The organism is Nocardia sp. NPDC004568 (assembly GCF_040609955.1).
Lineage (GTDB): Bacteria > Actinomycetota > Actinomycetes > Mycobacteriales > Mycobacteriaceae > Nocardia.
In genome coordinates this window covers 16,815-38,023 of the sequence record NZ_JBEXLL010000070.1, presented here as the reverse complement: position 1 = coordinate 38,023, position 21,209 = coordinate 16,815, and the positions used below count along the sequence as shown (strand labels likewise).

At 69.5% G+C, this 21,209-nt stretch carries 19 protein-coding genes; 18 read left to right on the top strand and 1 reads right to left on the bottom strand.

The genetic code is table 11. The features are described from left to right. Nucleotides 1–464 precede the first annotated feature (464 nt). From ABZV91_RS25865 to smc, 12 genes are all read left to right on the top strand, one after another. Nucleotides 465–1,124 carry a DUF177 domain-containing protein gene (locus ABZV91_RS25865; RefSeq protein ID WP_355246708.1) on the top strand — a complete coding sequence of 220 codons (660 nt, stop codon included), beginning with the start codon at nt 465–467 and terminating at the stop codon, nt 1,122–1,124. Nucleotides 1,125–1,126: 2 nt separating this feature from the next. Continuing rightward, entirely contained in the window at nt 1,127–1,309 is a 183-nt protein-coding gene (gene rpmF, locus ABZV91_RS25860; protein WP_039825884.1) for a 50S ribosomal protein L32, read from the top strand. A gap of 14 nt (nt 1,310–1,323) precedes the next feature. Next, nucleotides 1,324–2,046 (top strand): ribonuclease III, encoded by a 723-nt coding sequence (gene rnc / locus ABZV91_RS25855; RefSeq protein ID WP_355246704.1) that lies wholly within the window; start codon nt 1,324–1,326, stop codon nt 2,044–2,046. Further along, complete coding sequence (mutM, locus tag ABZV91_RS25850; protein ID WP_355246701.1) at nt 2,047–2,934, top strand: bifunctional DNA-formamidopyrimidine glycosylase/DNA-(apurinic or apyrimidinic site) lyase; 888 nt, start codon at nt 2,047–2,049, stop codon at nt 2,932–2,934. It begins immediately after the preceding gene. A gap of 82 nt (nt 2,935–3,016) precedes the next feature. Further along, on the top strand, nt 3,017–3,598 hold the full coding sequence (locus ABZV91_RS25845; RefSeq protein ID WP_355246698.1) for a dihydrofolate reductase family protein: 582 nt from the start codon (nt 3,017–3,019) through the stop codon (nt 3,596–3,598). A 3-nt stretch (nt 3,599–3,601) separates the two neighbouring features. Further along, on the top strand, nt 3,602–4,666 hold the full coding sequence (locus ABZV91_RS25840; protein WP_355246717.1) for a PHP domain-containing protein: 1,065 nt from the start codon (nt 3,602–3,604) through the stop codon (nt 4,664–4,666). Between the two features lie 162 nt (nt 4,667–4,828). Then, nucleotides 4,829–6,349: a substrate-binding domain-containing protein gene (locus ABZV91_RS25835; RefSeq protein WP_355246695.1), complete on the top strand. Its 1,521-nt coding sequence runs from the start codon at nt 4,829–4,831 to the stop codon at nt 6,347–6,349. A 279-nt stretch (nt 6,350–6,628) separates the two neighbouring features. Beyond that, nucleotides 6,629–6,772: a hypothetical protein gene (locus ABZV91_RS25830; protein ID WP_355246692.1), complete on the top strand. Its 144-nt coding sequence runs from the start codon at nt 6,629–6,631 to the stop codon at nt 6,770–6,772. Between the two features lie 53 nt (nt 6,773–6,825). Further along, on the top strand, nt 6,826–7,311 hold the full coding sequence (locus ABZV91_RS25825) for an OsmC family protein (protein ID WP_355246689.1): 486 nt from the start codon (nt 6,826–6,828) through the stop codon (nt 7,309–7,311). 2 nt (nt 7,312–7,313) lie between these two features. Continuing rightward, on the top strand, nt 7,314–7,610 hold the full coding sequence (locus ABZV91_RS25820; RefSeq protein ID WP_355246686.1) for an acylphosphatase: 297 nt from the start codon (nt 7,314–7,316) through the stop codon (nt 7,608–7,610). Nucleotides 7,611–7,704: 94 nt separating this feature from the next. Further along, a complete protein-coding gene (locus tag ABZV91_RS25815) occupies nt 7,705–8,133 on the top strand; it encodes a DUF1707 domain-containing protein (RefSeq protein ID WP_355246683.1) in 429 nt (142 codons plus the stop codon). 170 nt (nt 8,134–8,303) lie between these two features. Then, nucleotides 8,304–11,927 carry a chromosome segregation protein SMC gene (gene smc, locus ABZV91_RS25810; RefSeq protein WP_355246680.1) on the top strand — a complete coding sequence of 1,208 codons (3,624 nt, stop codon included), beginning with the start codon at nt 8,304–8,306 and terminating at the stop codon, nt 11,925–11,927. A 43-nt stretch (nt 11,928–11,970) separates the two neighbouring features. Here the strand turns inward: smc and ABZV91_RS25805 are convergent, their stop codons facing one another. After that, nucleotides 11,971–12,360, bottom strand: a complete 390-nt coding sequence (locus ABZV91_RS25805; protein ID WP_030521801.1) for a DUF2237 domain-containing protein — start codon at nt 12,358–12,360, stop codon at nt 11,971–11,973. A gap of 176 nt (nt 12,361–12,536) precedes the next feature. Here ABZV91_RS25805 and ftsY point away from each other — a divergent pair, with 176 nt between their 5' ends. The 6 genes from ftsY to ffh all read left to right on the top strand — a co-directional run bounded on the left by ftsY (nt 12,537) and on the right by ffh (nt 20,954). After that, nucleotides 12,537–14,129 (top strand): signal recognition particle-docking protein FtsY, encoded by a 1,593-nt coding sequence (gene ftsY / locus ABZV91_RS25800; protein ID WP_355246676.1) that lies wholly within the window; start codon nt 12,537–12,539, stop codon nt 14,127–14,129. Between the two features lie 367 nt (nt 14,130–14,496). Next, nucleotides 14,497–15,786 carry an ammonium transporter gene (locus tag ABZV91_RS25795; RefSeq protein WP_355246715.1) on the top strand — a complete coding sequence of 430 codons (1,290 nt, stop codon included), beginning with the start codon at nt 14,497–14,499 and terminating at the stop codon, nt 15,784–15,786. A 5-nt stretch (nt 15,787–15,791) separates the two neighbouring features. Further along, nucleotides 15,792–16,130, top strand: a complete 339-nt coding sequence (locus ABZV91_RS25790) for a P-II family nitrogen regulator (RefSeq protein ID WP_355246713.1) — start codon at nt 15,792–15,794, stop codon at nt 16,128–16,130. Between the two features lie 100 nt (nt 16,131–16,230). After that, complete coding sequence (locus ABZV91_RS25785) at nt 16,231–18,702, top strand: [protein-PII] uridylyltransferase (protein ID WP_355246673.1); 2,472 nt, start codon at nt 16,231–16,233, stop codon at nt 18,700–18,702. Between the two features lie 128 nt (nt 18,703–18,830). Further along, nucleotides 18,831–19,172 carry a hypothetical protein gene (locus tag ABZV91_RS25780; protein ID WP_084487148.1) on the top strand — a complete coding sequence of 114 codons (342 nt, stop codon included), beginning with the start codon at nt 18,831–18,833 and terminating at the stop codon, nt 19,170–19,172. A gap of 219 nt (nt 19,173–19,391) precedes the next feature. Continuing rightward, nucleotides 19,392–20,954: a signal recognition particle protein gene (gene ffh, locus ABZV91_RS25775; protein ID WP_355246670.1), complete on the top strand. Its 1,563-nt coding sequence runs from the start codon at nt 19,392–19,394 to the stop codon at nt 20,952–20,954. Nucleotides 20,955–21,209: the final 255 nt, after the last annotated feature.

Sequence of the window (21,209 nt, the reverse complement as noted above, 5' to 3'; positions counted from 1 at the left end):
GCCGTTCAGGCCTCGAAGCGCATGCGCGAAGCGCGAGTCTCGAGGCCTGAACGGCGAGACCAAGGGGGCCTCGACCCCGCGACGCCGCAGGCGGCGCCAAAAAACACAGCACCTCCACGAGCAGGTCGGCCTCCCCGCCTTCACGCCTTCGGCCCGCCCCTGATCCTTGCGTCAGCGTGCCCGAACACACTGTTGTTCGCGTGCGGATCCACCTACCCGCATCCGCGGATCGGCGGGGAGGGGCCGGTGCGCTTCTTCGCCCGATGTCCCCGCGCCCCGGGACGGTGACCGTGCGCGATCGGTCGCTGCATGCCGTCGCATCGATACCGGTCGGCCCTGGCAGCGCTGATGGGCTCGTCCGACCGGGTTTTGCGGGGGTGGCCGGTTCGCCGTACTGTGGTGTGGTTGCTCGCCGATTCCGGCGCAAAACCAACAGCCCCGACCCACCCAGTGGAGTGTTTGCGATGCCTGCCGATACCACCGCGCGCTCGCGTTCCGGTGCACCTCGTGCGCACGGCGCGGGTTTCGTGCTGGATGTCCGCAGCCTCGGTCGCGCCCCGGGCTCGATGCGCGAACTGCGGCGGACGGTCACCACCACCGAACGACTCGGACTCGATCTCATCGGCGTACCCGCCGGCGCGGAGGTCGAGCTGGATCTGCGCTTGCAGTCCGTCTCCGAAGGGGTGCTCGTCACCGGGTCCGTGGCGGCGCCGGTGGCCGGTGAGTGCTCGCGGTGCCTGGAACCGTTCACCGATACGGTGCGGTTGTCGCTGACCGAGCTGTTCGCCTACCCGGACAGCGCCACCGATCAGACCTCGTCCGAGGACGAGGTCTACCGGATGAACGACGATCTCATCGACCTCGAACCCCTGGTGGTGGACCAGCTCGGCCTGGAGTTACCGCTGCAGCCGCTGTGCTCGCCCGACTGTGCGGGACTGTGCCCCGAGTGCGGGGTTCGGATGGCGATTGCGGGATCCGATCACCGGCATGAGATACTTGATCCCCGCTGGGCCGGGCTGGCGAAATTCGCCCCCGGATCGCCCGGCAGCGGCAGCCCCGACGAGGGTGCGGCCACCGGAGATACTTCCGCCGATACAGCACGTAACAGTACAGAGGAGAAATAGTCGTGGCCGTTCCCAAGCGCCGGATGTCCCGTTCCAACACCCGGTCGCGGCGCAGCCAGTGGAAGGCCGCCGCCCCCACCCTGATCACCTGCCCGAACCGGGCGTGTGGTCAGAAGACCCCGCCGCATATCGCGTGCCCCTCCTGCGGTACTTACAAGGGCCGCCAGGTCGTCTCGGCCGTCTGATCCCCGGTCGACCGTTGACCGCGGGTAAAGACGAACCCGGTGAGCCGGGTGATCATTCGGGCCTGCTCGCCGCCCTGGGCGTCGAGGTGGCTCCCGAATTGTTGCGACTGGCGCTGACCCATCGCTCGTACGCGTACGAGAACGGCGGTTTGCCGACCAATGAGCGGCTCGAGTTCCTCGGGGATTCGGTGCTCGGTCTGAGCATCACCGAGCGGCTCTACCACGAGCATCCGGAGAAATCCGAGGGTGAGCTGGCCAAGCTGCGCGCGAGTGTGGTGAATATGCACGCGCTCGCCGAGGTGGCACGCAATCTGGGTGCGGGTGGACTGGGCGCGCATCTGCTGCTCGGCAAAGGTGAGGAACTCACCGGTGGCCGGGACAAGCCCAGCATCCTCGCCGACGGGATGGAATCGCTGCTCGGTGCCGTCCATCTCGAGCACGGTATCGACGTGGCCCGCGAAGTCGTGCTGCGGTTGTTCGCCGAGTTGCTCGAGCGTGGACCGCGAATGGGTGCGGGACTGGACTTCAAGACCAGCCTGCAGGAGTTGACCGCCGAGCGCGGTCTCGGTGTGCCCAGCTACGAGATCACCTCCACAGGTCCCGATCACGACAAGGAATTCACCGCGACCACCGTGATCGCCGGGGATGCCTACGGTCAGGGAGTCGGCCGGTCGAAGAAGGAAGCCGAGCAGAAGGCGGCGGGCGCGGCCTACCGCGCGTTGACCGGCGACGCCTGAATGCCCGAACTCCCCGAGGTGGAGGTCGTACGCCGCGGCCTCACCGAACATCTGTGCGGGCGAACTGTCGAATCGGTCACCGTCACCCACGCGCGGTCGGTGCGCCGGCACGAGGCGGGCGCCGCCGATATGGCGGCCCGGCTCACCGGGCTCACGGTGGCCGCGGCGCGGCGGCGCGGGAAATACCTGTGGCTCACCTTCGACGAGCCCGGCGGCGGCCCCGCTGATACCGCGCTGGTCGTCCATCTCGGTATGAGCGGGCAGATGCTGGTACAGCCCGCCGACGCCCCGGTGGAGAAGCACGCCCACATCCGGGCGACTCTCGACGACGGGCGGGAACTGCGCTTCGTCGACCAGCGGACCTTCGGCGGCTGGGTGCTGGCGCCCCTGGTGGAGGTGGACGGCGATCTGTTGCCCGACCTGCTCGCGCATATCGCCCGGGATCCGCTGGACCCCCGTTTCGACAGCGAACGGGTCGTCGGTGTGCTGCGGACCAAGAACACCGAGATCAAGCGGGTGCTGCTGGATCAGGCCGTGATATCCGGGATCGGCAATATCTACGCCGACGAGGCGCTGTGGCGGGCGAAGGTGCACGGCGGCCGGATCGCCTCGGCGCTCACCCGTCCGGTATTGCGCACCCTGCTCGCCGAGGCCCACGCGGTGATGACCGACGCGCTCGCCGCGGGCGGTACCTCCTTCGATGCCCTGTACGTGAATGTGAACGGCGAATCCGGCTACTTCGAGCGCGCCCTGGCGGTGTACGGGCGCGGTGACCGGCCGTGCCCGCGGTGCGGAGCGGTGATCGTGCGGGAGAAGTTCATGAACCGCTCGTCCTATTCCTGCCCGCGCTGCCAGCCGCCGCCACGCGGACGTCGAATTTCCTCCTGACGACCCTCTCGCGCCCGGCCCGGCGGCGGGTTACGGTGGGCCTCGGCAAGATCACCGACCCGGTCCGTCTGGGAGGCAGGCCATGCGCAAGCTCACCTACTACGTCGCGGCCACTATCGATGGGTTCATCGCCACGGAGGACGGCTCGGTGGACTTCTTCCCGGTCGGCGGTGATCACGGGCCCGCGATCACCGCGCAGTATCCGGAAACGCTGCCGTCGCGGGTGCGTGAATCGCTCGGTATCACCAAACGCAACGCGAGCTTCGACACCGTGATCATGGGCCGCCGAACCCACGATTTCGGGGTCCGTACCGGTACCGCGAACCCGTACGCGCATCTGCGGCAGTACGTGGTCTCCACCACGCTCACCGAGCCACCCGATCCGGCAGTGGCGCTGATCGGCGCCGATCCGGTCGCCGCGGTGGCCGAACTCAAACGGGAGCAGGGCCTCGGCATCTGGCTGTGCGGCGGCGGCGAACTGGCCCGGGCGCTGCTGCCGGAGATAGACCAGGTCTTCCTGAAGTTGTATCCGATCGTGCTGGGCCGCGGTCGGCCGCTGTTCGGCACCGGTCCGCAACTGCCGGATCCGGCGTGTTTCCGGGTGATCACCAGCCAGGTCTTCGAGGACGGTGTCACTTTCGTGAAGTACGGCCGGGTGAGTTAGGTGGTGGCGGGCGGGTCGCAGGGGGCGCAGCAGGCCGGGCCGCCCGCTCCGGGGCCCGTCGCGGCCCTGCGTGAGATCGGGTTCTGGCTCGAACGCGACCGGGCGCAGACGCACCGGGTGAAGGCCTACCGCCGGGCCGCCGATATCCTCGCCGGCCTCGACGACGTCGTGGCCGATCGGCACCGCCGGGATCGCAGCTGGCAGGAACTGGCGGGGATCGGACCCAAGACCGCGGCGGTGATCGAGGAGGCGTACGCCGGGACGGTGCCGCGCTATCTGGCCGAATTACGCGCCGCCGCGAAACCGATCGGCACCGACGGCGCACCGCTGCGTGAGCTGCTGCGCGGCGACCTGCACACCCATTCCGACTGGTCCGACGGTGGCAGCCCGATCGCCGAGATGATGGCCTGTGCGGCCGCGCTCGGGCACGAGTACTGCGCCCTCACCGACCATTCGCCGCGGCTGACGGTGGCCAACGGGCTCTCGGCCGAACGGCTGCGGCGGCAGCTCGACGTGGTGGCCGAACTCGACGCGGAGCTGGCGCCGCTACGGGTCCTGACCGGGATCGAGGTCGATATCCTCGACGACGGCTCGCTCGATCAGGACGCCGATCTGCTCGCCGAACTCGATATCGTCGTCGCCAGTGTGCATTCGCGGTTGCGCGACGACCGCGACACCATGACCCGGCGGATGGTGTACGCGGTGGCGAACCCGAATGTCGATGTGCTCGGCCACTGCACCGGCCGGTTGGTCGAGGGCGGGCGCGGTACCCGGCCGGAATCGGACTTCGACGCCCGGGTCGTGTTCGAGGCCTGCCGCCGCTACGGTACGGCGGTCGAGATCAACAGCCGGCCCGAACGGCGGGACCCACCCTCTCGATTGATCCGGCTGGCGGTGGAAATGGGTTGCGAGTTCTCCATCGACACCGACGCGCACGCGCCCGGCCAACTGGACTGGCAGGGTTACGGCTGCGCCCGTGCCGTGGCCGCCGAGGTCCCGCCGGAGCGGATCGTGAACACCCGCCCGGTGGACGAGCTGCTGGAGTGGACGCGCACCTCCGGCGAGTGACCGGCGGAAACCGTGGTGACCGGACGAGGTGATCACCTCGCCGGAGCCGCCGGTGACTTCGTCGTGAACACCGGTCGAACAGTGCACGCGCGCAGCCGGTTTCGTGCTCCGGCGGTCGAAGATGAGGGGAACTGTGTCGATTCGGGGGATTGGTAGCCGCTGGTGAGCGAACTGTTGCTCGATCTGTTTCTGCCGCTGGCCGGTATCGCGATACCGGTGGGCGCGTTCCTGTGGGAGTTCGTCTTCGTCGGCCGCAAGCGGCTCGGGTGGCGGGTGCAGATGGATACCCCGGTCACCGGGGAAGCCGAGTCCGGGCACGCGGGTGCGCTGCGGCAGCTGCGGCAGACCTCCGACGGCACCGAGCGCAATCTGCAGGATCTGTCGGTGGTGCTGGTGCGAATCGAGAACAACGGCGCCACCACCATCGATGCCGCGGACTACGTGACCGCGCAGAACAGCCAGGCCGGTCTGCACCTGCAGTTCCCGGACCGCACAGTGATCGGGATGGCGGTCACCGAGTTGAGCAATCCGGGCCTGGCCGTCTGTTTCGAACCCGATTCGGGCTTCGGGCACCGGCAGCTGGAGCAGGGTGTCGGTGTGATCGACCTGCCGAAGGTCCCGCTGAACCGCAACGATCACTACAAGATCCTGGCCACGTTGGAGCGCACTGCGGGGCACGGCCCCTACCCCGACCCGGTCATGCAGGGTGTGGTGACCGGTGGGGGCATCGCCAGAACGAAGGGGCGGACCGGGGTTTCCCTGTTGATGGTGGCGCTCACCGGGTTCCTGGTCGTGGTCATCGCGGCGATGACCGTCATCGATATCACCGAACCCGAGCCCGCGCCGCTGGGCTGTGCGACCGGCGAGCTCACCGTGATCGGTTCCACCGCCTTCGAGCCAGTGATCCGGGAGGCGGCCCGGCTCTACCAGGCGACGTGTCCCGGGGCCGGTTTCGTCTTCGGTTTCGAGGGCAGCGAACGCGGTATGGCCCGGCTCGAGGAGGAAGCCGGTGGTCACGGCGGGCTCCTCGCGATCGGTGACGCGCCCAGGGGCGCGGACTATCCGGCACTGGTGCAGCGGCCGCTGGCGGTATCGCTGTTCTCGGTGGTCGTCCATCCGAGTGCGCAGGTGCGGGATCTGACGGCCGGGCAGATCCGCGACCTGTTCCAGGGCCGGGTGTCGAACTGGCGGGAGGTGGGCGGCGCCGATCAGCCGGTACGCGTCCTCAACCGCTATGCCGGGTCGGGTTCGCGCTGGACCTTCGAAACCCGCCTGCTCGATTCCGCGCAGCCGCCCGAACCGGGAGTGACCTGCCGTGAACTGCGGCGAGGTACGGCCGCAGGACGCTGTCAGACGCTCTACACCGACGATCTGCTCGCCGAGGTCGCCGCCACGACCGGTGCGATCGGTTACAGCGAATCCGCCGACGCCGCCGAGAGCCCGGGGGTGGTCGGGGTGACGATCGACGGCCGGCGCGCCGGCCGGGACGAGCTCGGCGCGAGCGGTTATCCGTTCTGGGGCGTGGAGTACGCGTTCGGTCACGGTGATTTCGCGCCGGATTCGCTGGGTGCCGGCTTCCTGCGGTTCCTCGTCGGTGAGGCCGGGCAGGACGTGATCCGGGCTTCTGGCAATCTTCCGTGTGCCGACCTGGCCGACCCCGCGCTGTGCCACCCCACCCCCTGACAGCGCCGTGATCCCGACAACCGGCGCCGGCCGACGGTACGCAGAAGGCCTGGGGCGACCCGCCGGATGCATCGGGCGTGGGGCCTCGGCCGACCCGCGGTACTCGGTCACGTGAACCCGCGCACGTCTGCGTGAACAACCCGTAAGTATCGAGTGCACGCCGGTGCGGTCGGGGTAGTTTCGCGGTAGCGACCGAAAACGACCGGAACTTACCGGCACGACGGTCGCGGCACGGCGCCGCGGATCTCGGCGCCGGGAACTGGACGGGAGAGGACGGCCATGTCCCTGGTGGCGTGCGCGTTGATCGCCGGATTCATCTTCGGGCTGCTCCTGCTGCGGGCCGTGGTGGTAATCCTCGACGCTCGTGAGGCCCGGCGGGTCCGGGTGCCGGTGCGCAGCCGCCGAAGCCCGCACCGGCGCTGACCGGCCGAGGTCGGGTGCGCGGTGCGGCGCCGGCGGATGGCAGGATCGCGAGCATGGTTGACAACACCTCTGCGGCATCCGCCCCGCCGGCAGGCGATACGGCCCCCGCGGCGCAGGCCGGGCCGACCACCCTCTGGGTGGAGCGGACGGGCACCCGCCGCTACACCGGTCACAGTTCGCGCGGCGCCGAGGTGCTCATCGGTTCCGAGGGCGTACCCGGCGTGTTCACCCCCGGCGAGCTGCTGAAGATCGCGCTGGCGGCCTGCTCGGGTATGAGTTCGGATTTCCCGCTGTCGCGGCGGCTGGGCGACGACTACGACGCCACCATCCGGGTCTCCGGTGCCGCCGACCGGGAGAACGAGGTGTATCCGCAGCTCGACGAGGTGTTCGAACTCGACCTCAGTGAGCTCGACGCGGCGGCCCGGGACCGGTTGCTGGTGACAGTGCAGCGGGCCATCGACAAGGTCTGCACGGTCGGCCGCACGCTGAAGGCCGGCAGCAAGGTGACGTTGTCGTTCCATATCGACACGGTCGACTGATCGTGGCCGCGGCGACGGGCGGAACCGACCCGGTGCGATTGAGCGCCTGGGTGCACGGATACGTGCAGGGCGTGGGCTTCCGGTGGTGGACGCGGGCACGGGCGCTGGAACTGGGCCTCACCGGGCACGCCACGAACGCGGCCGACGGCCGGGTGCACGTGGTGGCGGAGGGGCCACGTGCCGCGGCCGAGGGGTTGCTGGCGCTGTTGCGGTCGGGAGATACACCGGGCCGGGTGGACCTGGTGGTCGAGTCGTGGGAGCCGGCGCGCGGCGGGCTGGACGGTTTCGCCGAACGGTAGTGCCGATCACTGCAGCCCTTGACATAACACAGTGGAAGGTGCACTCTGGGTGCATCCACTGTGGAATGCGGTCCGACCTGTAAGGGGAGCGGTTATGGAGATCACAACGGGGACCCGGGCCTCGGATGCCGAACGCGATCGACTCGTGCGCGATCTGAGCCGCCATCTCGGCGACGGCCGCATCGATCTCACCGAATACGACCAGCGCGTGGCGCAGGTGTACCGCACCGCCACCCGCGAGGAACTCACCGGCGTACTCGCGGACCTGCCCGCCCTGGCACCGGTGCGTCCGGCGGTGCGGCGCTCGCGTTTCGCGATCTGGCAGCGGATCGAGGCCAGCGCGTGGCTGACGGTCAGCGTGCTGGTGCTGGTGATCTGGGGCGCGATCTCGCTGGGCGTCGGGGAGTTCACCTATTTCTGGCCCATATGGGTCATCGGCCCGTGGGGCGCGGTGCTGGCAGTACGGGCGCAACCGGGATCGAGAGCGGCCACCGCCATCGCTGGAAGATATAACGCCCGGTAGCCTTCGTGACATCCGGCCGGTGCGAACGCCCGGCCGCGGGTCGCCGGTGTACCGGCAATCGATCGGCCACGGCCGGTGCGCCGGTCGGTGACACGGTGCCCTGGGCCGATAGCATGGCTGATCGGCCTGGGCGAGGCGGGCAGTCACGGAGGCGGAAAGGGTCGTCGGCGTTGCACCTGAAGAGCTTGACGTTGAAGGGTTTCAAGTCCTTCGCGTCCGCGACGACCCTGCGCTTCGAACCCGGGATCACCTGCGTGGTGGGACCGAACGGATCCGGTAAATCGAATGTCGTCGACGCGCTCACCTGGGTCATGGGCGAACAGGGCGCCAAGGCGCTGCGCGGCGGGAAGATGCAGGACGTCATCTTCGCCGGTACCTCCGGGCGGGCCCCGCTGGGCCGCGCCGAGGTCACCCTGACCATCGACAACTCCGACGGTGCCCTGCCCATCGACTACGCCGAGGTCTCCATCACCCGGCGCATGTTCCGCGACGGCGCCGGAGAATACGAGATCAACGGCAACTCCTGCCGGCTCATGGATGTGCAGGAGCTGCTCAGCGACTCCGGTATCGGCCGGGAGATGCACGTCATCGTCGGGCAGGGGCAGCTCTCGGCGATCCTCGAATCGCGTCCCGAGGATCGGCGCGCCTTCATCGAGGAAGCCGCCGGTGTGCTCAAACACCGCAAACGCAAGGAAAAGGCCGTTCGCAAACTGGATGCGATGCAGGCCAATCTGGCCCGGCTCACCGACCTCACCACCGAACTCCGCCGCCAGCTCAAACCGCTGGGCCGCCAGGCCGAGGTCGCGCGCCGGGCGCAGACGGTGCAGGCGGACCTGCGCGACGCCCGATTGCGGCTGGCCGCCGACGATCTGGTCACCCGGCGCAACGAACTGGAGAGCCAGCAGAGCAAAGAGGCCTACGCGCGGGAACAGCAGATCACCGTGCGCACCGAACTCGACGCCGCCAATGCCGCGCTCGCCCAGCAGGAATACCAGCTCTCCCGGCTCACCCCCGGCGCCGAGGCCGCCGGTCAATTGTGGTTCCAGCTCTCCGCGCTCTCCGAACGGGTCAACGCGACCATCCGGATCGCCGGTGACCGCGCCCGGCACCTCGATACGGCCGCCCCCACCAACACCGGCCGCGACCCCGATCAGCTCGAGGCCGAAGCCGATCGGGTGGAGGCCGAGGAAGCCGAATTGCGCGAGGCCGTCGAAATGGCCACCGAAACACTGGAAGCCGCGCGCGAGAGCCTGGGCGACCGCGAGCATGCCGCCAAGGCCGCCGAACAGGCACATCTCGCCGCGGTCCGAGCCATCGCCGACCGGCGTGAGGGTGTGGTCCGGTTGTCGGGACAGGTCGAGAACCTGCGTACCCGCGCCCAATCGATCGACGCCGACATCGTGCGATTGTCCACCGCCATCACCGAGGCCCGGGCCCGGGGTACCGCGGCGCGGGCGGAATTCGACGCGGTGCAGGACGAACTGGCCGAGTTGGACGCGGGGGAGGCGGGGCTCGACGCCCAGCACGAGCACGCTGTGGAGGCGCTCGGACTGGCCGATCATCGGGTCACCGAACTCCGCGCCGCGGACCGGGAGGCCGGTCGCCTGGTCGCCTCGTTGACCGCGCGGATCGAAGCGCTCGGGATGAACCTGGCCAGCCGCGACGGTGCCGCCTGGCTCACTGAGAACCATCCGGCCGGACTGCTCGGCCCGCTGTCGGGGCAGTTGCGGGTACACGCCGGGTTCGAGTCGGCGGTCGCGGCGGTCCTCGGCCCGGTGGCCGAGGCGGTGGTGGCCGACACGGGGGACACGGCCCTGAGCGCGCTGCGAGCCCTGGGGAAGGCCGACGGCGGGCGGGCCGCGCTGGTGTACGAGGGGCCGGAGGCCGCCGATGCCGCGGACCCGGAACTGCCCGGCCCGGCGCGCTGGCTGCTGGACGTGGTGGACTGCCCGGGCCCGGTCCGCGCGGCGGTGGTGGCGCTGACCCGCCGGGTCGCGGTGGTCGACGATCTGGACGCGGCCTCGGCGCTGCTGGCCGCACGCCCGGAACTGCGGGTGGTGACCCGCGAGGGTGACCTGGCCGGGACCGGATGGCTGGTCGGTGGGTCCGACCGGTCGCCGAGCCGGTTGGAGGTCCAGGCGAATATCGACGCCGCCGAGGCCGATCTGATCGCGGCCCGCCGGCACGCCGAGGAATTGGAGGCGAGCCTGGCCGGAGCGCTGGAGGAACAGGCCGACCGCAAAGAAGCGGTCGACCACGCCCTGCTGGCCCTGCACGAATCCGATCAGGCCCTCAACGCCGTGTACGAGCGGCTCGGCCGGCTCGGTGCGGCCGTCCGCGCGGCCGACGCCGAATCGGAGCGGCTGACCGGCCAGCGCGCCGACGCCGAGACCGCGCACGAGAAAGCGGTCGGCGAGCTGGCCGAACTCGAGGACCGGTTGCGGCACGCCGAGCGCGAGCAGGCCGATTCCGACAGCGATGCGGCGGGCGCCGCGGGCACCGAGGCCGCCGCACTGGCCCGGGAGGAGGCCGCCGCCGCGCTCGCCGAAGCCCGGGCCATGGAAGTGGAAGCGCGGCTGGCGGTGCGCACGGCCGAGGAGCGTGCCGAATCGGTCCGCGGTAAGGCCGATTCACTGCGCCGCGCCGCCCGCGCCGAACGCGAGACGCGGGCCCGGGCCGAACGGGCGCAGGCCGCCCGGCGGCAAGCCGCCGGTGTCGCCGCCGCGGTCGCCGAATCCGGTGCGGACCTGGCGGCCGAACTCGAGAAAGTGGTGGCGGCCGCCGCCGCGCGCCGCGACGAGCTGGTCCGGCGGCGTACCGAATGCGCCACGGAAGTGGATCGGATCAAAGAGCGGGTACGGGCCCTGAACGCCCAGCTCGAACAGCTCACCGACGCCGTCCACCGCGACGAGGTCGCCAAAGCGCAGGCGGCACTGCGGATCGAACAGCTGGAAGCGACCATCGCCGAACAGTTCGGTATCGCACTCGACGATCTCATCGCCGAGTACGGTCCCGAGGTCGCGCTGCCGCCCAGCGAACTGGAGATGCGGGAGTACGAGCAGGCCAAGGAACGCGGCGAGCAGGTCAGCGCACCGGCACCCATGCCTTTCGACCGCGCCTCGCAGGAGCGGCGCGCCAAACGCGCCGAAAAGGATCTGGCCACCCTCGGCAAGGTCAACCCGCTGGCGCTCGAGGAGTTCGCGGCACTCGAGGAACGCTACAACTTCCTGGCCACCCAACTCGAGGACGTCAAGAAGGCCCGTCAGGATCTGCTGGATGTGGTGGCCGAGGTCGACGCGCGGATCCTGCAGGTCTTCACCGACGCCTACGCCGATGTGGAGCGGGAGTTCGTCCAGGTCTTCGCCGCGCTGTTCCCCGGCGGCGACGGCCGGCTGCTGCTCACCGATCCCACCGATATGCTCACCACCGGTATCGAAGTGGAGGCGCGGCCGCCCGGGAAGAAGGTCAAACGGCTGTCGTTGCTGTCGGGCGGGGAGAAATCACTGACCGCGGTGGCGCTGCTGGTCGCGATCTTCCGCGCCCGCCCCTCGCCGTTCTATGTCATGGACGAGGTGGAGGCGGCACTCGACGACACCAACCTGCGCCGGCTCATCGGATTGTTCGAGCAGTTGCGGGAGAAGAGTCAGCTGATCGTGATCACCCACCAGAAACCGACCATGGAGATCGCCGACGCGCTCTACGGCGTGAGCATGCGCGGCGACGGCATCACCCAGGTCATCTCGCAGCGGCTGCGCGGGCACGACCTCGCGGCGGCCGGTAGCGCGGCGGAGTAGCCGCCGCGCTGTGGGACCGGGGCGCCGGGTGCCGCACCGGTGTTCAGAGCAGGTCACTCACGTCGTCGGGTACGTCGACGGCATACTTGCGCAGGATCTCCATAGCTATCACTTCCAGGGCATTCTCATGGGTCGCCGCCAGCACCACCGGTGCGGCGACACCGTCCTCGTGCGCGTGTAACCAGCGCACCGCCACGACACACCATCTGTCCCCCGGCTGGAGTCCGGGGAAGTTGTTCTCCGGACGAGGCGTGCTCAGATCGTTTCCGATGGACGCCTGATGTTCGAGGAACTCTGCTGTGACGACCGTGCACACGGTATGGCTGCCCAGGTCCTCCGGGCCGGTGCTGCAGCAGCCGTCCCGGTAGAACCCCGTCAGAGGATCGGTGCCGCACTCTTGTAGCGGACCCCCAAGCACGTTTCGATCGGTCACATCGCCGATCCTATTGGCCTGCCGCGAGAAGTTCCGCAGGACAAGAAATCTCACCGGCCGTGTTCGCGGGGCTGAGCTGGGGATGTGCCGGGCGCCCGGCGGCCGCCGGGCGCCGCCGCCGCGCGTACCGGGCCGGGTAACCTACCGTCCGGTACCGCTCTGGAAGGATGGTCGGCGTGAGTGCGCAAGCCTGGATTCTGATCGCAGTGATCGCCGCCGTACTGCTGGTCGCGCTCGTGGCCGGTTTCGTCCGGTACAAGCGCGGCCGGGTGTCGCTGACGGCGCCGCCGGAGAAGGACGAGCTGACCGACCGGTCCGGCGGATATCAGGCGGCGGGGGGATTCTCCTTCAGCCAGGGCGGCCGGGGCGCCACCGCCGCCCCCGCGCCGCCGGGGCCGGGCCGCGCGGAACCGTCGGCTCCGAGTCCCACTGAGCGGACCGATGTGGAGGGGCAGCCGCATATCGGTGACGACGCGGCCGTCCCGCGGGACGCGCCGCGCCGCGGCATCACCGATGTGCCGCTGCCCGAGACCGATACTGTCGACACCGCGACGAGCGCGACCGGAACCGAGCCCGCCACGGACGGCACCGACACCGTGCCGCCCGCCACAGAGACACCCGCCACCGCACCGGCGGACACCGCAGCCGTCGGGCCGACGGACACCCCCACCACCGGACCGCTCACGGAACCGGAGCCCGGCGCCGGCACCGCGACCCCGGACACCGCCGCGACCGAACCGGCGACCGAGACGAGCGCGCCCGCCGAAGCGGGCGCCGAGCCCACGGTCGTGGCCCCCGATACCGCCGCCGGGGCCCATCTGGTCCCGGAGGTCGAGGAGATCGCACCGACCTCGGGACGGCTGACCCGGCTACGCGGCCGGTTGTCCCGGTCGCAGAACGCGGTGGGCAAGAGCCTGCTGGGCCTGCTCGGCGGTGGCGACCTGGACGAGGATTCCTGGGAAGAGGTCGAGGACACGCTGGTACTGGCCGATATCGGGACCGCGGTCACCACCGTCATCGTGGAACGGCTGCGCGAGGAGATGGCCGCCCGCAGTGTCCGTACCGCCGAGGACGCGCGGTCGGTACTGCGCGAGGTGCTGATCGAATCGCTGCGGCCGGAACTGGACCGTTCGGTGCGGGCGCTGCCGCACGCCGACCATCCGTCGATCCTGCTCGTGGTAGGGGTGAACGGCACCGGGAAGACGACCACCACCGGCAAACTCGCCCGGGTGCTGGTCGCCGACGGACGCCGGGTGCTGCTCGGCGCCGCGGACACCTTCCGCGCCGCGGCGGCCGATCAGTTGCAGACCTGGGGTGAGCGGGTCGGCGCGGACACCGTGCGTGGCCGGGAGGGCGCCGATCCGGCCGCCGTCGCCTTCGACGCCGTCGCCACCGGTATCGACACCGGCGTGGATGTGGTGCTGGTCGACACCGCGGGCCGCCTGCACACCAAGACCGGCCTCATGGACGAACTCGGCAAGGTCAAGCGCGTGGTGGAGAAGAAGGCCTCGGTGGACGAGGTGCTGCTCGTACTCGACGCCACAGTGGGCCAGAACGGGCTCGCGCAGGCCCGCATCTTCGCGGAAGTGGTGGATATCAGCGGTGTCGTACTGACCAAACTCGACGGCACCGCCAAGGGTGGAATCGTTTTCCAGATCCAGCACGAACTGGGCGTACCGGTCAAGCTCGTGGGTCTGGGCGAGGGCGCCGACGATCTGGCGCCCTTCGAACCCGCGGCCTTCGTCGACGCACTGCTGGGCCAGGCGTAGCTTTCCGGGGCGCTGTGGCAGGCCGACCCGACTCCACCTGGGTACGCGCAGGGCGATCTCGCGAGGACCTCGACATTCCGCGCGACGGTGTCGCGCACGAGGCGGCGCGACTCGCCCACGCGCGCATCGCGCCGCGATAACAGCCGCGGGCTCGACTCGACAGGGAGTTCCGGCGTATCGCACAGCGGCCCGGAAACCTCCGCACAGTGTGCGCAACACAGCCGAAACATCCGGGCGCGATCCATTCACCTAGGTGAAACACCTGGGCGTCACGGATGAAACACCGAGTGAGGACCCTTCAGTAGCGGGCCCGATGTCGCGTGAGCGGCGGGCCAGAGGATGAGGGAGGAAACTGGTGGAAACCGTGATCGGCGCACCCAACGCCGGCGACACCGCATGGTTGCTGACGAGCGCTGCGCTCGTCCTGTTGATGACACCCGGGCTGGCGTTCTTCTACGGCGGTATGGTCCGGGGCAAGAACGTGCTCAATATGATCATGATGAGCATCAGCGCGATGGGCGTGGTCACCGTGCTCTGGGTGCTGTACGGCTTCTCGGTCGCATTCGGCACCGACAAGGGCGGACTACTCGGGGACCCCGGGCAGTTCTTCGGCCTGAAGACCCTGATCGCCGGGTTCGGCGACGAATCGGCGGGCGTCCCGCTGATCGGGACCATCCCCGCGACGGTCTTCGTCGCGTTCCAGGCGATGTTCGCGATCATCACCGTGGCGCTCATCTCCGGTGCGGTGGCCGACCGCCTGAAGTTCAGTGCCTGGCTGGTGTTCGCCGCCATCTGGGCCACCGTGGTGTACTTCCCGGTCGCACACTGGGTCTGGGGTGGCGGCTGGATCATGGAGAAGGTCGAGGCCATCGACTTCGCCGGTGGTACCGCCGTACACATCAACTCCGGTGCCGCCGCGCTCGCCCTGGCCATCGTGGTCGGTAAGCGCGCGGGCTGGCCGAAAACTCCCTTCCGTCCGCACAACCTCCCCTTCGTCATGCTCGGCGCCGCGCTGCTGTGGTTCGGCTGGTTCGGTTTCAACGCCGGGTCCGCGGCGGCCGCCGACGGTGTGGCCGGGGCCACCTTCGTCACCACGCTGGTCGCCACCGCCGCCGCGATGATCGGCTGGCTGGTGGTGGAGAAGATCCGCGACGGCAAGCCGACCTCGCTGGGCGCCGCTTCGGGTATCGTCGCCGGCCTGGTGGCCATCACGCCCTCCTGCTCCTCGGTGAACGTCCTCGGCGCGCTGGCCATCGGTGTCATCGCCGGTGTGCTCTGCGCCTTGGCGGTGAGCCTGAAGTTCAAGTTCGGTTACGACGATTCGCTCGACGTCGTGGGTATCCACATGGTCGGCGGTATCCTCGGCACGGTGCTGATCGGCGTGTTCGCCGCGCCCGAGGCGCCCGCCGGTGCGGAAGGCCTGTTCTACGGTGGTGATCTCGAGCTGCTGGGCCGGCAGACCCTCGGCGCGGTCGCGGTTCTGGTGTACTCCTTCGTGATCGCTCTGGTGATCGCGTACGCGATCAAGTTCACGATCGGCCTGCGCGCCGACGCCGAAGCGGAGTCCAACGGTATGGACGATTCCGAACACGCGGAGACGGCATACGATTTCGCTGCACTGGGTGGAACCGCACGTTCGGCCGTCAAGGAGGCATGAACCCCATGAAACTGATCACCGCAATCGTCAAACCGTTCACGCTCGAAGACGTCAAAACCGGCCTGGAGCAGGCGGGCGTATTCGGTATGACCGTGAGCGAGGTCCAGGGATACGGACGGCAGAAGGGCCACACCGAGGTCTACCGCGGGGCCGAGTACTCGGTGGATTTCGTGCCCAAGGTGCGGGTCGAGGTCGTGGTCGACGACGCGACGGTGGACCGGGTCGTCGATCTGATCGTCGAGGCGGCGCGCACCGGCAAGATCGGCGACGGCAAGGTCTGGGTGACCCCGGTCGAGACGATCGTCCGGGTCCGGACCGGGGAACGCGGTACCGACGCGCTATAAACCCCTGCGCGCATCGAGCGCGCCGGCGGGTGCACAACGAGAACGCGGCCCCGCTCCCACCGAATATCGGTCGGGGCGGGGTCGCCTGCGTGAACGGGTGGTGGTTTCGTTGGTAGACAACCGGCAGGAACGGGGGCCCGGGCGGGCCGGCGGTGGACGGCCCGGAAAAGCGGCCGCGCTCTCGCACGGCGCCGCGGATCTGGTACGCGCCCGGGATCAACTGCTGGGCGGCGGCGCGCCGCGACATCCGCGGCTGGACGCCGAATCGCTGCGTGCGGCCCTGGTCGATCTGTACGAACTGTGGCTCACCAGCAAAGGCGCCGAAGTGGGGATCACGCCGGACAGCGGACTGGCGATCATGGCCGTGGGCGGGCTCGGCCGCCGGGAGATGCTGCCGTATTCCGATCTGGATCTGGTGCTGTTGCACGAGGATATGGACCCGAAACGGGTCGCCGAGATCGCCGACCGGCTCTGGTATCCACTATGGGACGCCCACATCAAACTCGACCACAGCGTGCGTACGGTCCCGCACGCCCTGAAGGTGGCCTCCGACGATCTGGTGGCCGCACTCGGCATGCTCGACGCCCGCCACATCGTGGGCAACGCCGATCTCAGCGACCGGGTCGTCGCGGGGATCCGCAAGGATTGGCGCAGTGGAATACGCGGCCGCTTCGACGAACTGGTCACCGGGGTCCGCGCGCGCTGGGAACGCAGCGGTCAGGTCGCTCACCGCAGCGAACCGGATCTGAAGAACGGGCGCGGCGGATTGCGCGATATCCAGCTGCTGGACGCGCTCGCGATCGCCCAGCTCACCGACGCCATGCCCGGATTGGGCCCGGACGCGCCCGGCGGCGGTCTGGCCCAGGCCCATCGGCGGCTGCTGGATGTGCGCACCGAACTGCACCGGGTCGCGGGCCGGGCCCGCGACCAGTTGCGCGCCCAGGACGCCGACGAGATCGGGGCCGCGCTGCGCATCGGTGACCGGTTCGATCTGGCCCGCACGCTCAGCGACGCGGCACGCACCGTCGGATATTCGGTGGATGTGGGCCTGCGTACCGCGGGTAACGCGCTGCCGCGCCGCGGTCTGGCCCGGTTGCGCCGGATGCCGGTGCGACGGCCGTTGGACGAGGGCGTGGTCGAACACGCCGGAGAAGTGGTGCTGGCCAGGGACGCCCGGCCCCAGCGTGACCCGGGGCTGGTGTTGCGGGTGGCCGCGGCGTCCGCGCAGACCGGACTGCCGATGTCGGCGACGACCCTGAACCGTTTGTCCGAGGACGCGCCGGAGCTACGTGAGCCCTGGCCCAAGGACGCGTTGAACGATCTGCTGGTACTGCTCGGTGCGGGCCGGGGCGTGATCGACGCGGTGGAGGCATTGGACCGGACCGGTCTGTGGGGCCGGCTGCTGCCGGAATGGGGCGCGGTCCGGGATCTGCCGCCACGGGACGCGCTGCATGTGTGGACCGTGGACCGGCACTCGGTGGAAACGGTCGCCTACGCGAGCGCGTTGAGTACCCGGGTGGCCCGGCCCGATCTACTGGCACTCGGTGCGCTGCTGCACGATATCGGCAAGGGCCGCGTGGAGGACCACTGCGCGGTGGGCGCCGACCTGGCGACCCATATCGGTCGCCGGCTGGGTCTGTGGCCCTCGGATGTGGAGATCCTGAGCGCCATGGTCCGCCATCATCTGCTGTTGCCGGATGTCGCCACGCACCGGGACATCGACGATCCGGATACCGTGCGGTACGTGGTCGACGCCCTGGACAACGATCCGCGCCGGCTCGAACTGCTGCACGCGCTGGCCGAGGCGGATTCGCTGGCCACCGGGCCGGGCGTCTGGGGCGAGTGGAAGGCCACCCTGATCGGCGAACTGGTCCGCCGCTGCCGCACGGTGATGGCGGGCGAAGCCCTGCCCGAACCCGAACCCATCCCCGAGGAATTGCTGGTCCGTGCCGCGGCCGGCGGTGTCCACGTCGAATTGACACCGGGCGAGGGGAAATACACCCATGTGGCCACCGTGATCGCCCCGGACGCCCCGGGCCTGCTCTCGAATACCGCGGGTGTGCTGGCCTTGCATTCCCTGCGGGTGCTCTCGGCGTCGGTCGGCGGGGCGGGGGATTCGGCGATCAACACCTTCGTGGTGGCACCGACTTTCGGCGGGCCCCCCGACGCGGGCCTGCTGCGACAGGAGATCAAACGGGCCGCGGCCGGGGAACTGGATGTGCGAGCGGCGCTGGACGCCCGGGAACGAGAGACCCTCGGCGCCGCCCGATATGCCCAGGCCGAGCCGCGGCTGCTGTGGGCGGAGACCGCGGTACCCGGTCAGCTGATCCTGCAGTTGCGGGCCGAGGACCGGATCGGCCTGCTCTGCCGGTTGGCCGCGATCCTGGCCGGTGCGGGGGCCGATGTGCGCTGGGCGAAGGTCGTGACGATGGGTTCGTTCGTGGTGGATGTGTTCTGTGTGGATCTGGGCGCGCGATCCGGCCCCGACCGGCGCGCGGAGCTCGAATCGGCGATCCTGGCGGTGGTTCCGCGCCCCGCGCCCCCAAAAACCCCGGAGCCGGAGCAGAACTAGCGTTCGAGGGAAGGTCACCGTTGCGCGTCGATTGCTCACCGTTTGCCAGCGAGTCGGCGATGGGGGTGATCGGACCCCTAACATTCGGGTGGTCAGCTGTCGTTCGCGCTCATGAGGGGAGCAGGTCGGTGGCAATCCAAGTGGTGACCTCGTCGATCATGACCAGCGATATGACGCCGCACATCGCCCGATGTGTAGGTGACGCCTATTGGGTGGTGTCCTGGTTACCGGGGCGCACACTCACCGAACCCCAGGCGATGGCCGCGATGAATGTGGCCGCCGCCGTAGCGACCAACGGGCTACCTCCCGACGACGACTGGTCGCGGCTGGACAGCCTGTCCCGCGAACTCGGCCTCACCGGGCGCGAGGCGGCCTACCTGGTCGCCGTGGAACAGCACGACTACCGCCGCGGATTCTCCACCGAGTACATCGGCGACACCTCCGGCGCCGCCGGCTCGGGGCCCTCGTGATCCCGGTTCTCCACTCGGCCTGATCGGCCGCCGCGTTCCTTCGCCCGGTCACGACGGCGAGGCTCCCGGCCGCCGGGAGGGACGGCTGTCCGGCGGCGCGCTCCGGTGATGTGCGTGAGCAGTCCGGTGCGGGCCCCGGCCCCGCCGGGCCGCCCGCTACTCTGGGACGCCCATTACCCTGGGACTCAGTGCCGTCACTCGAGATCAGGAGCGCGTCAGGTGTTCGAATCCCTTTCCGACCGGTTGACCGGTGCCCTGAAGGATCTTCGCGGTAAGGGACGCCTGTCGCCGGCCGATATCGACGCCACCTGCCGGGAGATCCGCCTGGCGCTGCTGGAGGCCGACGTCGCGCTGCCCGTGGTCCGCGGTTTCATCGGCCGGATCAAGGAGCGGGCCAAGGGCACGGAGGTCTCGGCCGCGCTGAACCCGGCCCAGCAGGTCGTCAAGATCGTCAACGAGGAACTCGTCGGAATCCTCGGCGGTGAGACCCGGCGCCTGACGCTGGCCAAGACCCCGCCGACGGTGATCATGCTGGCCGGTCTGCAGGGTGCGGGTAAGACCACGCTCGCCGGCAAGCTCGCCAAATGGCTGCGCGACCAGGGGCATCAGCCGCTGCTCGTGGCCTGCGACCTGCAGCGCCCGGGCGCGGTGACCCAGTTGCAGGTGGTCGGCGAACGCGCCGGTGTGCCGGTGTTCGCGCCGCATCCGGGCACCTCGATCGGTGGTGGCGACAACGCCCTCGGGGTCACCGCGGCCGATCCGGTCGCGGTGGCCGAATCCGGTGTCGCCGAGGCCCGCGCCAAGCAGTACGACGTGGTGATCGTCGACACCGCCGGTCGGCTCGGTATCGACGCCGAACTCATGGCGCAGGCCGCCGGTATCCGTGACGCGGTGAAACCGGACGAGACCCTGTTCGTCCTCGACGCCATGATCGGCCAGGACGCGGTCTCCACCGCCGAGGCCTTCCGTGACGGCGTCGGCTTCACCGGTGTGGTGCTCACCAAGCTCGACGGTGATGCCCGCGGTGGCGCGGCGCTGAGCGTGCGCAATGTCACCGGCGCGCCGATCATGTTCGCCTCCACGGGCGAGAAACTCGAGGATTTCGACGTCTTCCATCCCGACCGGATGGCCAGCCGCATCCTCGGTATGGGCGATGTACTCACCCTCATCGAACAGGCCGAACAGGTCTACGACGCGAAGCAGGCCGAGGAGGCGGCGCGCAAGATCGGCAGCGGCGAGCTCACCCTCGAGGATTTCCTCGACCAGATGCTGGCCATCCGCAAGATGGGACCCATCGGCAATCTGCTCGGGATGCTGCCCGGCGCCGGTCAGATGAAGGATGTCCTCGCCCAGGTCGACGATAAACAACTCGACCGGGTCCAGGCGATCATCCGCGGGATGACCCCCGCCGAGCGGGAGAACCCGAAGATCATCAACGCGTCCCGCCGGCTGCGGATCGCCAACGGGTCGGGGGTCCAGGTCTCGGATGTGAACCAGCTGGTCGACCGCTTCTTCGAGGCCCGCAAGATGATGACGATGATGGGTCGGCAGATGGGGATGCCCGGCGCCAACCGTCGCAACAAGAAGCAGAAGGGCAAGAAGGGGAAGAAAGGTGGGCGCGGGCCCACCCAGCCGAAGATGCGCGGCGGTTTCCCCGGGATGCCCGGCCTGCCCGGCGGCGGCGGTATGCCGGATCTGTCCAATATGCCGCCCGGGCTCGATCAGCTGCCCCCCGGGCTGGAGAACTTCGACCTCTCCAAGTTCAAGTTCCCGGACAAGTGAGATGTGCGGTGAGCCGTTCATAGAGGGCGACCGTTGAGCACCTTCGGCCAAGGGGCGAGATGTGCCTGGTCTTTGAGGTGTCTCGTGGAACTCGACGCATGGGGTTGCGTGGGGAGTTGACATTCGGCGCTCGTGGTCCGGTCGGGATGCGATAGTCCGAGTCCGAGTCCGAGTCCGAGTCCGAGTCCGAGTCCGAGTCCGAGTCCGAGTCCGAGTCCGAGTCCGAGTCCGAGTCCGAGTCCGAGTCCGAGTCCG